The following is a 17,181-nucleotide window of genomic DNA, read 5'->3' on the forward strand; positions in this document are numbered from 1 at the left end:
ACAATAAGGACAACTAATAAACAATCTTCCAGAAATCCCTAAAACAAAAATGACTGAGTAAGCTTAATACTATACTCAGTCATTTTTTTAAGTCTCTTAAAAAAATAGAAACTTTTTCAGTGCCCTCAAAAATTGGAGGCTAATAGAATTAAAATTTTGGATTTATTATTCTTCAATATCCCACCATACAGGCTGAGACCAGATATCATCATTTAAAGCTCGAGGATGAGAAGCCTTAACATTTTCAGCATTATAATTAAACTCGTGATTCACCTGCATTACTCGTCGAAAATATTTTCCCTGTGGAATTTTATTTTGTGCCGACGCGGTAACCGTATATTCGTAAGGAACTTTCCATCCATTATATATTGATGGATTATAATTATTCCTTCTCATATCATTCCAGTTCTGATGTGAATAAGATAGTGCAATATACTTTTGCGTCATAATCTTACTTAGCGTCAAATTTCCCGCTGTACCAATACCATTCTCAAGGAAATTAGTGATTGAAGCAGCGCTCATTGGGGATTTGCTAGGGTTAACTGATCCATATTGATTCAGTTTTGCATTCATCATATCAATATGTGCTTTGATACCCGTTTTATACGCCTCAAAGGCCATAGTATTATTGCCTTTCTTAAAATAAATCTCAGCCTTAATAAAGCACATTTCTGCATAAGTCATCACAAAGGTAGGCGCATCTGGTCTTGCATTAAATATACTTGTGCCCGCAGAGCTACCATCAGCCCAAACATATTGGTCATTAGCTGCTTTATTGTAACCAATCGAATTACTTTTTGTGGAAACATATAATGTATCGCCATAACGAGCGCTATTTGTTCCTGCTATATAGTTAGCATAAGGAGCTATTTTGCGTTCAGCTGCAGTTCCCGCGTTCAACGTTAATACAGACGCACTATTGTTAAAAGATGGCGTAATAGGACCTGCATTCATCCGTATATCAGACGACATGTCTACACCCTTTGAACGTTTGAATATTTTATTCTGAATACTTCCACTTCCAAACTGGGCCCAAGGAATCATTTTATCTGCTCTAGGATCTGCAACACTTGGATTAGACGTATTAGTTAAAATATCCTCATACCACTTAGTAATTCTAAAGTTTGTATTCATACCCATATTAGAAAACATTACCGAAGCTTTTAGCGGGTCACCAAACAAAACATCACCTACAGGTTCAACAACATCCACGTGATTTACAACTGTACTAGTTGCATTATTAATTGGCGCTTTGTCTAATAGAGCTAATATTTCATCGGGATTGTAGATGGATTTTTTTGATAGATTATTTAACCATCTGGCTTTTAATCCATTTGCTAATCGTTTCCATTTATCTACATCACCACCATTCCAACTATCACCTGCACTCAATGCTGGAGCTCCTGCTGTTTGTGTCATTTCAAAATACGCGATAGCTTGATCGATATCTCTTATACAACCTTCGAAAATTGTTTTTCCATCATCAAATTTTGGAGAAATATTTTCACCTAAAGCCTCTGTATAAGGAATTTCTCCCAACCAATCTACCATAAGCATGAATCCCATTGCTTTAATAACTTTAGCCGCTCCAAGATAATGGAACGCTCCTTGCGCTTCGGCAGCTTTCTCAAGATCAGCTATATTAGAACCCACTGCAACGAAGAAAAACTGATAAGGAGTAGTTGACATACCTTGTATAGGATCCCAACCAGCAGACATACTTTGTTGCGATGTGTTTTTTATAAAAGTCAAATTTTGTGTGATCAACGCCGATCTAACTCCAGCTGCTGCATGAGCATAAAGTAAATGATGCTGCATCCAAGGTAATCTATTTTGGATGGGCGCCACAACGTTAGTTGGATTACTAGGATCGACATTAATATCCAACCAACTTTCTTTACAGCTATTAAATAATAAAATAGCCGAGACGAATAGTATAATTTTGTTAAAACGTTTCATAATGCGATTTATTAGAATTTTAAGTTAACACCAAACATAAAACCAGCTGTACTTGGCACACCATTGAAATCAATACCAACCGAACTAGAACCAACAACACCACTACCGGCCGCTGAAGCCTCTGGATCCATACCTTTATAATTTGTAAATAACAACAGGTTTGTACCTTGAGCGGTTGCTGTAAGACCTTTTACAACTCTATTAAGTGAAGCATTCTTCACGATATATTTAGTGAAATCATAAGATAACGAAACCGTTCTTAAACGAAGCCAATTTGTATTTGTCTGGAAATTAGCACTCTCTCTAACATAGAAATCTGAATAATAGTCTTGTATTATCTTACGACCACTTGTGTTTACATTTCTGATCATGTAAAATTGATCTGCCTCAAATGTAAAACTACGGTCTTCATAAGTCGCTACACCATCCACAGTACCGGTTTGCACCGCACCGTTTATTGTTAGGCTTTCTCTATCCATAGTACGCTTACTCATACCATTGACAGTCATAAAATAATCTGTACCATTGTACACATCTCCTCCGATTCTAAAATCCCATAAAAATGAAAAGTTCAAATCTTTGTACTGCAAGCTATTGTTAAAACCACCTGTTAATTTTGGCTCTCTATTACCAATTTGGTAAGTTGTAGCATTATCACTAGTTGGCATGCCAGTATTTGCATCGAGCACCACCTTTCCATCTGGAGTACGCGTCCATCTAGAACCAGAAATTGCCATAAAGTCGCCACCATTAAATGAAGCTGCTTTTGCATTTCCTACCTGAACATCAGTAACATATAAAATTTCATTACCTTTAATTAAGTTATCTAATGTACCCTTATTTTTAGCCATATTTATAGTTGCCTCCCAAGTAAAATCCGAAGCAACAACAGGTTTACCCGTTAAGGCTAGTTCCATACCTTTATTATAAATATCTCCGGCGTTTACAGAAACCAAAATATATCCAGTTGTTTGCCCCATACGTGGAGAAACAATTTGATCGTATGAATTATTTGTATAATATGTGTAATCAATTCCTAAGCGATTATTTAAGAACCTTAACTCAGCTCCGACCTCAAATGAGGTTGTAGTTTCAGGTCTAAGACCAGGATTACCACGATTCCAAAAGTTACCCGTTCCAACAAGTCCACCTAAAAACTCTCTTGAAGGCCACAAAGTAGTTGCTGTTAAGTAAGGTGATGCATCTTTACCAACTTTTGCCCAAGATGCTCGTAGTTTTCCATAGTTCAACCAAGAAAAATCTTTAGTCAATTCAGAAAACACAAAGCTTCCACCAACAGATGAATAGAAATAAGAACGATTCGCAACAGGTAATGTAGAGGTCCAATCATTACGACCTGTTACATTTAAGAATAACATATTTTTATATCCTGCTCTTAATTCACCGTAAAGACCAAATAATCTTCTTTTTGATTCAATAGAATTAAACCTCTTATTGGCATCAACAATATTTTCGAAGCTGTAAAAATTATCTATTACAAAATCAAAACCTACTCTTCTTTCATTGCTCACTTTTGTTTGCTCCGAGAAAAAACCTACCAATGCACCTAAATCAAAGTCACCAACCTTCTTATCAAAATTGGACATTAAATTAGACGACCAATAATTAAATCTATAGTCGCTTGCGGACATCATACCGTTTTGCCATTGCGGTCTTACTGCACCACCAGCAGAAACCAATGTATTATTTCTAGTCAAATAACTATCTGTCCCAACACGATAGGATAGATTCCACCAATCAGCTAACTTCATATTAGCATTCAAATTAGCAGTGAAGCGCTCCGTTCTATCGTCCAATAAGTTTTTGTTAATTGTCCAATATGGATTTTCAATGTCATCCTCAAGTTTTTGTCTATCACCAAACATTCTATATTTAGTACCATCCTCATTTAGATATTTGGTCATATCATCATTTCTAGACCAACGATACACAGAATTCATTGCGCCAGTTCCACCAGAATTATATAATCCTGCAGACGTTAAAGTTTTATCTGTATTTGCTAAAGAGTAAGCCACATTGGTACCTAAGGTCAGTCGACCATACTTTTGATCACCATTAAATCTAAAAGTAGTTTTATCATATCCTGTGGAGGGCACAATACCTGATTGGTCAAAACGAGATGCCGAAACATAAAATGTCGTGTTAGCACTACCTCCAGCCAAACTTACTGTATTATCATAAACTGTGGAGTTATTAAAAAAGTTCTTTATATTATCATACATCACATCGTTTGCACCAAAACTCTCTCCCCAGGATTGCATTGTATAATCATCCAAAACCCCTGCAGCATTGTAGTAACCTCTTTTGTATTTACTTTGCTGTTCCGGCAAGCGATTTACCCAATTGGTAGAAGCACGAGAAGAAAATGCGACCTCTGCTCTACCCTCTTTACCTTTTTTAGTAGTAATAATAATCGCCCCCGCTGCTGCTCTTGATCCATAAAGTGCTGCCGCAGCCGGACCTTTCAATACAGACATACTTTCCACATCTTCGGGATTAACATCCATTATACGATTGCTATTAGTTGATGAAACGGATTGAGCTCCATCAAAACCACTATTTCCTCCCAAAACCGTAGAGTTGTCATAGATGACACCATCTACTACAAATAATGGCTGATTATCACGTTCAAGGGATGTACCACCTCTTAAAATAATCTGTGCTCCTGCACCTGCCGAACCCGAAGTCTGTGTCACGTTTACACCAGCTACTTTACCAGCCAAAGAATTAACAATATTTGCAGTTTTGTTTTTCATAAGCTCGTCAGCCTTGAGATCCTGCACTGAATAACCTAGCGCTTTCTTCTCTTTGCGAATTCCTAAAGCAGTCACTACAACCTCTTCTAATGCCTCTTCAGAATTTGTTAATGTGATATTATACACATTTCCATTTCCAACTACTTGAGTTAATTCAATACTTCCTAAAGATCTAAATAATAAAATTTCACCAGGAGATGCCTGAATCGTAAATGATCCATCTGGATTGGTTTTGACAGTCCGATTCGTACCCTGAACCTCTACTGTTACATTGCTCAGCGCCTCTCCAGAAGGACCAATAACCTTTCCGGATATAGACTTTTGTTGAGCCATCAAACAGGATGCATAAACTGCTACCCCGAAAAATGTGAGAAGTAATCTTCTTTTCATAAGTTTGATAGTTGATTAATTAACGATTTTAGAATTATATATTTATTTTAAATAGGCTATTTAAATAAGGTTGTTTCACTTTAAATCATAGGCACATATCGGTTCGTTTGCATTTATGAATGAAAATTGAATAAAAACGCAATAATTAAAGCAATATTATAAAAATATTAGCGTTTTATATAATATTATTTGCAATAATATGCGCATTCCATTTTGTTAATATTAAAGTATAATTTAACCTTTTATTTAACTAAAAAAGTAGTATACAAGCAAACTATATACTGGCAAATTACCTTTTTGCAAATACTCCCCCCAAAAAATTACATAAAAAAAGAGAGTCCAACTACATGAACTCTCCTTTTACAGTGTCAAAATTATTTTATTAAAAAATAAATATCATCAATACTTTATTTATCCCTATTTAGCTGTAAAGGTTCTAACCGAAGCAATTGGAGTTGCTGCTCTGAAACCTGCCAAATTATGATGATATATACGTCCAATTTGGGCATTCCACCAATCCGAATAGTCCACCATATTACCTGCCGAATTTCGAACGACTAAACTTCCTTGGTCAGATCCATCAGCTCCTATTACTCGTATTCTATAATCTATACGTGCTGTACCAGCTGAAATCTCAATAGTTTTATTTACAGTAACTGGTTCCCAACCAGTAGATTCTCCAAAAGCAACTGGCTTACCAACATTTGCCCATTCACTTTTTTCTGCCGTAGCATTATCCACAGTATATTGCCATTGATATTGCAATTTTTTATCTGTCGGAATACCTGCGGTTTCATACAAAAAGTTTGAGAATTTCACCCATGCGGTTGTACCTGTAAATTCCGTTGTCGTCGTCGGAAATGGTAGTTGATGTGGTATCAATACAGGAGGCTTACTAAAGTCATGAATAACCAAATTATACCTTCCTGTGGGAAGTTCAAAATTTTGATCATAAGCAAGTGTAAGATTTGCAACAGGGCCTCTATGTAACTTTAAATTCACATTCCCTGATTTAGTGGTAAAAAATTTACTTACTGCGCCGCTAGGAATAAAGTTATAAGTGTTAAGTGGTGTTGTTTCATTAGTCAACAGCTCTCCATTTAATTCTACTTTATTAATATTATTAGCAGCTCCTGTTGCCAAAGGAACCATATAATATATTTGAAATAAAGTTGTATTCTCTTCTTCAAGAGGATCAGCTTTGTATTCCACTACATTTTTCTCACAAGACGCAAATAGAAAAATGCTTAGAAAGATTAGTAGTATATTATTTATTTTTTTCATCTCTTCAAATTTGTAAACGGATTTTATTCCGTAATTATTTATTCTATTTAGGCATCTCTCCTGGATACGCAAACCAAGGGATTGAAGTTTGATAATTATCAGCAGTACCTGCTATAGGTTTTAAGCTTTCAAGAGCCGGTAGATTCCACATATACTCAGAATTGTAACGAGGTCTTAACCTATAGCTTGGAGATCCTTCGTTACGAATATCATAAGATCCTTTTCTGTTTTGCACTTGCGCAGGAGCCAAATAAAGTCCTTTGTAAACTTTATCAACGTCAGTATCAGCTTTTTGTTCTAATTGCGCTTGCCCCCATCCATTACCATTACTTGGATATTCTCCAGTATATTCGATATCATAATGGTATTTACGCATATCAACCCAAGCCTCAGATGCTCCCCATGGATATAGCGCTACCCACTTCTGCATCATAATGTGCGACAGAGTCAAATCATTTAATCCATTCACGAATGGTCCGTTGGCATATTCTGCAGCCAACGAATTAAATAATTCCTTAGTAATTTTATCCCCACCTGTAGCACTACCTTCTTTACCAGGATAAATATATCGTGCAGTTGTTACAAGATCGGCATTAACTCCCTTTTTGAAAGCTTCAAATGCATCGGCTTTACGCCCTAACTTCCAATAAGTTTCTGCTAAACAGAATTGCACTTCAGCATATGTGGTTAAGATATAAGGAGCATCATCACGATAGATCCATCTTCCGATTCCATCATGTACTGTTCCTGTAAAGGTAGATGCAAGGTTTCTGCCATAAAATGATGGAGCGGTACCAATTGGCCCTACAGTACTTGTAAATGCACCTCCATAATATTTATAAGATTTTACGTTTTCAGCGTTGTTCAAATTTAAAAACGTATTATTACTAGTTGTCCCTAATTTAACGGCAACACGTGGGTCATAATGTCCCCCAATATTTACCAATGTATCCGTAATTATCTGCTTACTCGCTAATTTAAACGGATAATATGGGTTTGCCCCTTCTCTAATTTTGTCACCTGTGGCTGGGTCATAATCAGGAACTGTACCTGTAAATACTTGAACAGCGTAATCATGTTGGAAATAAGAATATGTTAGGTTCGGACGTGCTGTTCCCCAAAAATTGTTATAACTAGCATAAGGTGCACTTTGTGAACCACCTGTTAACTTCAATGTAGCGTCATCATCTGGACTTTGAAAAGATTTACTTGCCGCATCAATTAATTCTTGTGCATATTTCGTCGTAAAATCTTTTTTATTAGTCAAAGATGAAAGATTGCGTACAATTACTGCGTTAGCAAACTTTATCCATTTAGCTTTATCTCCGTTATAGATAAAATCATTACTACTGATTTTCGTTCCGTAATTGTGGTTATCTTCTCTTTCTAACAACTCAATAGATGTTCTAGCCCATTCACGTACTTGCTCGTATACAGCATCTTGATAATCATAATTGTGCGACAATAACCCCGGCACGAAAGCATCTTTCATGGGTACTTCACCGTGAATCTTTGTCAACGCATCCCAACTAAAAGCTTTTATAGCGTAGCCAATACCAGCAAGTGTCCAATCTTCTGCTTCCATAGACTGGTTGATCATATTCTCAAGGTTCATCCCTTGATTCCAGTAAACCATACGCCATGTTTCCCCCCCAGCATCTGAGGCCAATGTATAGAAATGGTTGGCAAATGAGGTGTAGGAAGTAGTTCCCATCATTTGGGTCATTGGACCTAACGCTCTAATATCCCAGTATAACCCCTGATATTGTTGTGTGATATTCGCTAAATATAAATACCCTTCTACTTTATCAGGTGCATCAATATTTTTATTTACATCTAAATACTTTTCACATCCACTTACTAAACCAAGCAGAGGCAAAAGCATATATAAAAATTTCTTTTTCATCATTTCTAAATCTAACCGGTTAATTTAATGTTAAACTAAATCCAACAGCAAAACCACGTGGATTAGGAATTGACCAGACATCATACCCCTCTCCTCCAGTTCCTCCAGCTGCAGCTGAAACCGTATTACCTACTGCATCAATCCCAGAATAGTTCGTCCAAGTCAGCAAATCATTTCCTACTGCATAGATATCCATAGCAGAGAACACTTTGCCCTTTGCCAATAGAGATTTTGGTAATCTATACGATAATCTCAACTCTTGTAGTCGTAAGTAATTAACATCTTTCTCTAACCAATCTTCATCGCCACCACCAAAAGTAGTCGCACCATATGCTCTATAATCTACAGCTATTGTGTTAAATGTTGGATTATCTGTATTCTCATTTCCGTCACGTAATACACCTTTAAATACAACAGGTCCACTTTCTCTTAAGCTTACTGATTCCCAACTAGTACCATTCGTCATCATTGTACGCTTAGTACCATTTACTACCGTTGCTCCCAATCTACCCGCAAATAACCCAGATAGACGAAAATCTTTATAGCTCAATGCCGTGGTCACTCCAAATCTCAATTTAGGCTCACGATTACCAATTACAGACCAAGTCGCCTTTGTAATTGGCAAACCTGTACTAGGACTTATCAAAACATCTCCCTGCTCATTTCTATCGTAGGCTAAACCTGTAAGTGTTGTGATTGGATTCCCAACCATAATACCATTACGAATATTACCTGAATTCCAAGTATATGCATTATAATATTCCGTCACGTTTTCTGGTAAGTAGAGCACTTCCGAATCACCTTGAGAAGCATTAATACCGACATTCCAAGTAAGCCCTTGAGCTTGCTTAATAATATCACCATCTAAGTGTGCCTCCCAACCCCAAGTTTTGAATGTACCCACATTCATATTGTTCAACACGAATCCTGTTGCATAGCTTAAACGAAATCCTTTAACTATCTGATCTGCATTGCGCGTCGTGAAGTATGTAAAACTACCATTTAATCTATTATTGAATAATCTAAAGTCCACACCAGCTTCCTTAGCTGTGGTCATCTCTGGTCGCAATTTTGGATTTGGCCCTGTAAAACCATACTTAAATCCACCACCCGATTGATCACTATATTCTAATTGAGGGTCAATTTCTAAAGGTCCTGCATCCTTACCTACCTGCGCAAGAGATCCACGTATCTTTATTTGGTTGATAGAAGAAATATCTTTTAAAAATTTCAAATCTGACACGATGAATGATCCTTCAATAGCAGGATAGAAATATCGATTATTAGAGACTGGCAAAGTAGAAGACCAATCATTACGCCCACGTAAAGTAATAAAAGCTAAATTATTGTAACCAAACTCAAACTGAGCTGATAATGCTTGGATTCTTCGTCTTGTATTACGTTGTGAACTTGTCTGTGACAACGGATCTGTATTATTAATAGATTGAAAATCAGGAACCAAGAATTTCGTGCCGTATGTAGCAGATCGTGTTACCCTATTTTCCAATTGGTGATAACCAACTTGTCCAGAGAACGATAATTTATCTTGTAAGAATTTATTATTATATCCTGCTAATATATTAATTGTAGGGTCAGAGAAATTGGATTGTACAAGGTTAAATTGTCCTTCACCTGCATTCTTATTCGCATAATATGGATGTGTAGATGTTTCAAAAGTTTGCATACCTACATCCCAGCCCACTTGCGCTCTCAAGAAAGCATTTTCTATAGGAGTGAAGTTCATGGATACATTACTCAAAAAGCGATCTGACTTATCAAAGAACTTGTTTTTATTCATTGCAAATAATGGATTCAATAAATCTTCATCAACATAATAATCAGGCTTTTTCATATGACTACCATCTGGCGCATAATAAATACTCATGTCGTCGACTATTGGCCATAACATCGCACGATACAAAGGACCATCTGTTCCTCTTAATACTTTATCGTTACCTGTTTTTGTATATTGCATCGAACCATCAAACTTCAAGTAAGGAGTAACGGTTGCCTGACCTGACAAACTAAGATTTGTGCGATCATAGGCTGTTGTTTTTAGCACGCCTTTTTGATTCAATTGTGAGAATGCCCCACGTATAGTTGCCTTTTCCGATCCTGCATCAACAGAAATATTATGTCTTTGTTGCGCGCCTGTTTGTAATATTGATGCGATATTATCGTATAATTTCATACCATCTGGATATAACCCTCCAAATCGCGATGTATAGTAGTAATTTGTTGTACCATAGTTACCATTCGCATATTTTGTTTGCATATCTGGATATCCGTAAGCCTCATCCCACTTAAAGTAATTACCATACGTAATAGAACCTTTTCCTGCTTTACCTTTTTTAGTGGTTATAATGATCGCTCCATTGGAGGCATCAGAACCATATAAAGCTGCAGCTGCCGCTCCTTTCAATACCGTAATCGATTCGATATCCTCCGGATTAAAATCATTACCTCTAGAGGAATAATCTAAGTTTCTAACAGAATAAGTACTACCTCCAGCTCCCGCCATGCCTATTGGATCAAACGATGAATTGTTCATAGGAACCCCATCTACAACGTATAAAGGTTGGTTATTACCAGAAATAGACGTGATATTTCTTAACACAACAGTAGTCGATGACCCTGGCGCACCCCCAGTAGACGTCACATTTAGACCTGGCACACGACCTGCTAATGCAGAAACAAAATTCTCCCTTCCAGACTCACTTATTGTCTCTCCGTCAATATGTTGCACGGAAGAACCTACGGCTCTTGCCACGCGCTTCATTCCGAATTCCGCAGTAACTAAGACTTCATCAAGTGCGGCCTCTGTACTTTGTAAAATCACATTGTACACTGTTCCATTACCTACAGTCTGTAGTGTTTCTTTACTGCCAACGGCTCTAAACAACAATATTTCCCCTGGCGCAGCTTGAATAGTAAAAGATCCATCTGCATTGGTTGCTACAGAACGATTGGTTCCTTGAACCACAACTGTAACGTTACTCATCGCATCTCCCGTCGAAGAAGTAACTTTACCAGAAATTGATTTTTGTTGAGCCATCAAACAGGATGCATATACTGCTACCCCGAAAAATGTGAGAAGTAATCTTCTTTTCATGTTTGATAGTTTATTATAGTGAATTGATTAGTATCCTATTTTATAAACAAAAAAATCAGAAACAATAATACCGCATAAAAAGGCATTCGATTAAATCATTAAAATTAGTACAACGAGTACTGAAATGTGGTTTTATATATTGTTCCTATAGGTATAATATTGGGTAGATAAATTTTATACAATATTTATTACAACAAGTCTAATTAAAAAAATGCAGATTTAATAATTTTTTTAAAAAAATCAGAACAAAAACGCATAAACATCAATTTCCCACGAAATATTATGTAACAAATAAGTTTGTCACATGGATATAATTCGGATTGGAGAACGAAAAATAAATCCGTACGAATTTCCAAAGCAGCGTACCTACCGATTGGTATTAGAAACTTAATTAAATTTTAACTCAAACTCTCTTGTATACTACCCTTAAAAATGAGTCTCCCAGATGGTTAAGATAATCGTTGTAAGGGACTGTTTTTAACATCCAACTTTTGGCTGTATGTCAATAATTTTTCCTTGTGTTTGTCCATCCATTATCTTTTACTTTTTAATTATCCCAATAAAATGGCTACCTTCCCCATAGCCTTCGGCTTCCCCACTATTCTTTTATAGATAGGTCCATAAGCCTTATCAAATTTGTTCATTCTATATTTCATCAGGTATTGTCATGTATGGATTGTTGTGTACCATATAGGAAATTAGTTTACGTTGCAACCTAGTCCTTTTGTGTAGTTTCTTTCCATCTAACCGATAGTTTACCTAATGCTTCCTTAGGATTCCACCTGACGATGGACACCCTTGCCTTCAGCTAAAACTTCCAACTCTAATGGCGTGTTCGGGACTTACACTCTAGAGTTATCGCCCATGCCAGGCGTAAAACCACAAAAGGGTCAGAATTTTCATTCTGACCCTTTTATTAAATTTCTACTATTTTAGAATACCTTTATTTCATATTCACTTTCATTACCTAATCGATCGACAGCTTTAACTGCAACTGCTGATAGCTTTTCGCCGCTTTTATTACTTGCAAATTCCTTAGCAGAAATATTGTTATCTACAATATCCCATTCCCACTCACTACCGTATTTTGCAAATACAATGAAATGTCTCACTTGTTCTGGTTGTTTGTGTAGCCACTTGGCAAATACTTTTCCGTTTTCAGGAGTAACTAACAATGTAGGAGCTAATAAAGGATTAGCTTTTAACCAAGGAGACTTTGGTACTAAGGATTTCTGTTTATAAGGTCCATTATTAAGTGTAGGCAACATTTCTGCATTTTTTGTCAATCCAGCGATGCTCCAATGTACTACACCAGGACTTTTAGGAACTATTGAACGAGTTGCGTTGATTTGGTTGACGATTTCTGTCGGTTTGTGTGCAGCTTTAACTTCTACTGTATTTAAACCTGGCCACAAATGTCTTTGGAAAGTATTTTCAGATTCCCACCATTTCAATAAAGTTGTAAAACTTTGGTTCGCAGGCTCGATTGGCCAATACAATTGTGGTGTAAAATAATCTATCCACCCTTTGTTTAACCATAATTTTGCATCAGCATACAATTCATCGTATTGCGAAGAACCTGTTACTCCAGCAGGATAACCTGGTTTCCAAATACCGAATGGACTTAAACCAAATTTTACAAATGGTTTTTCGGCTTTAATTTCTTTATAAATACGTTCGATGAAGTTATTCACATGCGATCTTCTCCAATCTCCTCGTGACAACTCGCCACCATTAGCTTTGTAAACATTCCAAGTTTTAGAATCTGGGAAATCTGCGCCACCATTATAACTTGCATACGGGTAGAAATAATCATCAAAATGTACGCCGTCTATATCATAACGTGTCACGATATCATTCACCACACGAGATGCATGATCTTGCGTACGTTTGTCCGCTGGATCAAACCAATACATACCATTCTTTAAACGAACAATGTAATCCGATGCAGTATTCACCATAGATTTAGACGTCACTTGACCACCATTAGTATGGTGAGCACGGTATGGATTCAACCAGACATGCAATTCCAGGCCACGTTTGTGTGCTTCTTCCACCCAAAATTCTAATGGATCATAATATGGTTCGGGACGCTTACCAATTTCGCCCGTCAAGAAGTAAGACCAAGGTTCAAATTTACTATCGTATAAGGCATCCGATGACGGACGAACTTGAAAAATAACAGCATTGAAGTTGTTATTTTTTAATATATCCAAAAGATGAATGGCTTCTTCTTTTTGCTGAGCAGTGGTCAAATTGCGTTTGGAAGGCCAATTTATGTTTGCAACAGTTGCAATCCATGCTGCACGAAATTCACGTGGAACTTCTGGCAATTGCACTTTAATTTTTTCTTCTTTTTTAGGCTCTTCAGACTTTTTCACTGGCCCTGACACCACTGGAGCTGCAGGAGTCTGCGGTAATACTGAATCTTTTTCTTTTACAACTTCAACTCCCGATGAAGGTGTTGCAGCTTTCAATTCTTTCGATTTTCGGGATTTGCACGACACAGCAATAACAACAATAAGGCATAAAAATGCTATAGTACGTAATACATTTATTCTCATAGGACACAAAACTACTGTATATACTTTTATTTTTTACATTGTATATGTTAAAAGTACGTTTGGCAATATTTTTTTTACGTTCAAAGATTATTCTACTAGTTTACCTTCGAAATAAACCGCATCTACATTGAAATCTGCATCAAATACTAGCACATTTGCTACTGATCCTTCATCCAAACGTCCTAAATCTTGACGTTCAATCAAATTAGCCGGATATAATGTAGCCATTCTTAATGCTTCATCTAACGGAATATTGACTTTTTGAACACAATTTTGCACTGCTTTAAGCATAGTAAGCGCCGAACCTGAAAGCGTACCATCTGGCAAAACATAGTGATCTCCATTCAAAATATGGTGATAAATATCTTTCTCACACTTCGCTACTGCGTCGGTAATCAAGAAAAGACGTTCTTTCATCATTTCTTTACTAATCTTTACAGCTTCATAATCAACATGAATTCCATCGACAATTATAGAAGCGTTAACAGACGAGTGTGTATACGTCGCTCCTGGCAATCCGACATTACGGTGGTGAAGTGGAGACATGGCATTCCAAAGATGTGTAACAGTCTTTATTCCTTTATCAAAGGATAATTTTGCTTGTTCGAAAGTTGCGTTACTATGCCCTGCACTTAACAATATATTTTCTGCTTGCAGGTATGCCATACATTCATCTTGCATCAACTCAGGCGCAACGGTCATCATCTGAACAGCGCCATTATGATCGGCTAAAAGATCTTCCAAAATTGGTAATTTAGCTTCTTTAATCAACTCTGCTGGATGCGCCCCTCGTTTACTTGGATTAAGAAACGGACCTTCCAGATGCAATCCCAAAGAGACTTTTGGTTCAGCAGTCTGATAAACTTTAATAGCTTTTTTAAAAAGATCGATGCTATTGGTAGCTAAAGTCAGGTAAAATGAGGTACAACCTTGTTTTAAAAGCAACTTTTCAATTTGATGTATAGACTCGATTGTTAATTCTGCTGAATACAGCTGATCTCCAGCACCATATATTTGCAAATCAATCAAGCCAGGACAGATATTTTTGCCTTCTACATCAATTTTTTCATAATCGGCAGGAATAGCATGGTCTTCTATTACTGCTGATATTTTCTCGTCCTCGATTAGTAATGCTTTGTTGATAAAAGTATTTTTACCTGTATATATAATACCATTGGTTAATGCAATTTTGCTTTTCATAATGTTGCAATAATACTAAAAGCTTTTGGAATTTGTATTTACACCTGTTGGATTGTAACTTAGACCAATCATAGTTTTAGAAATGAAAAAAGCGGACAATACTAAACCAACTTCCATACGCGTAATGTATATTATCAACGCGATTGCTATCATTCTATTTCTACTCGGAATTATTTATAAAATATTTATAGACAAATAATCATGTCACAAAAAGTTATTATCAATACAGACAAAGCCCCTGCGGCTATTGGGCCTTACAATCAAGCCATAAAAGCAGATAAAACATTATTCGTATCCGGACAGATTCCTTTGATTCCAGAAACGATGGAATTAATTAATACAGGAATTCAGGACGAAACACACCAAGTGTTTAAAAATATCCAAGCCATTCTAACAGAAGCAGGTTATGCTTTCGAAGATGTGGTAAAAGCTTCTATCTTCCTAAGCGATATGGGTGATTTTGCGGCTGTGAATGAAATTTATGCACAATACTTTACAACAAATCAACCTGCACGTGAATGTGTAGCGGTGAAGACATTACCGAAAAACGTAAATGTAGAAATCTCTGTAATTGCTTGGAAAGCATAACCAAAACATACTTTTCTGAAAAGCTGCTTTGTTTCAACACCAAAGCGGCTTTTTTATCTTTTCTACTTTTTCTAAAAAAATCTCTTCTTCCCTGGTAACAAAAAAATAAACCTGTTGATATACTATTGAAACTGATTGTAAAACATTTAAAATTCAATAGTATGAAAACGAAATTAAACTCAAAATTATTTGCACTTGTAGCTTGTGCAACTATTACATTCTCATCTTGTAAAAATGAAACAGAATCTGTATCATTATTAGCAAACCCATCTGCTGTAGGCTTCGCTGATCTTCGCAAAAATGCATTAGCAGACATTACACTTTCTAAAGCTTTTAAAGCTGAAGATGGAATTACTTTTGAAACAGATAAAGGAACAGAAGTAAGAATCTCACCTAACTGTCTGAGAGACAACATTGGAAATGTGGTGACTGGTGATGTGAACCTTTCCTTTGTAGAAATGTATGACCGCGGCAATATGACCGCGACAAACAAACCATTGATGGGTAAAAATAGCACTGGAGAATTATTACCATTGGTGACTGGTGGTCAATTTAATATTGAAGTAACGAAAGGAAATCAAAAATTAAGATCAGGATGTCCATTCTTTGTTGATATTCCAGCGACTCTTACAGGTGGAATCGACCAAGACATGAAACTTTGGAGAGGTAATATTGATGAAGAAGGAGAACTTGCTTGGGATGAAGTGAAGCGTGATGCTGGAGGCCAGGGTAAAGAAGCGGGTATCAATGTAAATACTGAAGCAGCCACTTATCAAGTATGGGCTTCAGAATTTGGCTGGACAAATGTAGATCGATTTTACAACGACGCTAGACCAAAAACTCAAATCAAAGTTACTGTTCCGGCTCAATACAATATGTCTAATGCGGCTGTATACCTATCATATGAAGGTGAACGAAATGTCTTAGCGCGTTTAGATACATATGATTCAGTTGAGAAGTTCTTTAGCGAACATTACGGTTACATCCCTGTTGGGCTTAATCTTCATGTGATATTCACTTCTGAAAGCAATGGATTATTAGTATACGCAATCAAAAAAGTAACTATTGTTGATAATGGTGTAATTAATATCTCTGAGACCGACCTAGAGATTACATCAAAAACCAACTTGGTAAATATTATTAATAATTTAAACTAATCCCAATTTATAATAGTACCATTTAGTGAGAGCCATTCTTCAGAATGGCTTTTCTTTGTAGCAAATGTACCTTAAATTTCGTTTTATAAATCATTACATTGACACACCTTGCTCTAATGTCAATGATTGGCAAGGGGTAATTCTATATAATGGTGAAAACAAAGAAGCTATAGCTATAAAAAACACCGATAATAGTTTTTACCAAAAAATCTCACTCTATAATCAATTAAATAGTAGAAAATTA

At 36.4% G+C, this 17,181-nt stretch carries 10 protein-coding genes; 3 read left to right on the forward strand and 7 right to left on the reverse strand.

Annotated features, from left to right (window positions below; all coding sequences use genetic code 11):
- Nucleotides 1–165 precede the first annotated feature (165 nt).
- The 7 genes from H8B04_RS13150 to nagA all read right to left on the reverse strand — a co-directional run bounded on the left by H8B04_RS13150 (nucleotide 166) and on the right by nagA (nucleotide 15,192).
- Complete coding sequence (locus H8B04_RS13150) at nucleotides 166–1,959, reverse strand: SusD/RagB family nutrient-binding outer membrane lipoprotein (protein WP_190302632.1); 1,794 nt, start codon at nucleotides 1,957–1,959, stop codon at nucleotides 166–168.
- An 11-nt stretch (nucleotides 1,960–1,970) separates the two neighbouring features.
- The gene (locus tag H8B04_RS13155; RefSeq protein ID WP_190302633.1) at nucleotides 1,971–5,126 is read right to left on the reverse strand and encodes a SusC/RagA family TonB-linked outer membrane protein; all 3,156 of its coding nucleotides are present in this window, start codon (nucleotides 5,124–5,126) and stop codon (nucleotides 1,971–1,973) included.
- A gap of 417 nt (nucleotides 5,127–5,543) precedes the next feature.
- Nucleotides 5,544–6,410, reverse strand: a complete 867-nt coding sequence (locus H8B04_RS13160) for a hypothetical protein (RefSeq protein WP_190302634.1) — start codon at nucleotides 6,408–6,410, stop codon at nucleotides 5,544–5,546.
- Between the two features lie 43 nt (nucleotides 6,411–6,453).
- Nucleotides 6,454–8,319 carry a SusD/RagB family nutrient-binding outer membrane lipoprotein gene (locus H8B04_RS13165; protein WP_223815428.1) on the reverse strand — a complete coding sequence of 622 codons (1,866 nt, stop codon included), beginning with the start codon at nucleotides 8,317–8,319 and terminating at the stop codon, nucleotides 6,454–6,456.
- A 16-nt stretch (nucleotides 8,320–8,335) separates the two neighbouring features.
- A complete protein-coding gene (locus H8B04_RS13170; RefSeq protein WP_223815429.1) occupies nucleotides 8,336–11,428 on the reverse strand; it encodes a SusC/RagA family TonB-linked outer membrane protein in 3,093 nt (1,030 codons plus the stop codon).
- Nucleotides 11,429–12,360: 932 nt separating this feature from the next.
- Nucleotides 12,361–13,992: a glycoside hydrolase family 10 protein gene (locus H8B04_RS13175; protein WP_190302635.1), complete on the reverse strand. Its 1,632-nt coding sequence runs from the start codon at nucleotides 13,990–13,992 to the stop codon at nucleotides 12,361–12,363.
- An 87-nt stretch (nucleotides 13,993–14,079) separates the two neighbouring features.
- On the reverse strand, nucleotides 14,080–15,192 hold the full coding sequence (nagA, locus tag H8B04_RS13180) for an N-acetylglucosamine-6-phosphate deacetylase (protein WP_190302636.1): 1,113 nt from the start codon (nucleotides 15,190–15,192) through the stop codon (nucleotides 14,080–14,082).
- Between the two features lie 82 nt (nucleotides 15,193–15,274).
- Here nagA and H8B04_RS17355 point away from each other — a divergent pair, with 82 nt between their 5' ends.
- From H8B04_RS17355 to H8B04_RS13190, 3 genes are all read left to right on the forward strand, one after another.
- Complete coding sequence (locus H8B04_RS17355) at nucleotides 15,275–15,391, forward strand: DUF6728 family protein (RefSeq protein ID WP_317131674.1); 117 nt, start codon at nucleotides 15,275–15,277, stop codon at nucleotides 15,389–15,391.
- A gap of 2 nt (nucleotides 15,392–15,393) precedes the next feature.
- Complete coding sequence (locus tag H8B04_RS13185) at nucleotides 15,394–15,780, forward strand: RidA family protein (protein ID WP_149912756.1); 387 nt, start codon at nucleotides 15,394–15,396, stop codon at nucleotides 15,778–15,780.
- Between the two features lie 161 nt (nucleotides 15,781–15,941).
- Entirely contained in the window at nucleotides 15,942–16,937 is a 996-nt protein-coding gene (locus H8B04_RS13190) for a hypothetical protein (protein WP_190302637.1), read from the forward strand.
- The last annotated feature ends 244 nt before the right edge of the window (nucleotides 16,938–17,181 follow it).

Source organism: Sphingobacterium litopenaei, from assembly GCF_014692495.1.
GTDB lineage: Bacteria > Bacteroidota > Bacteroidia > Sphingobacteriales > Sphingobacteriaceae > Sphingobacterium > Sphingobacterium litopenaei.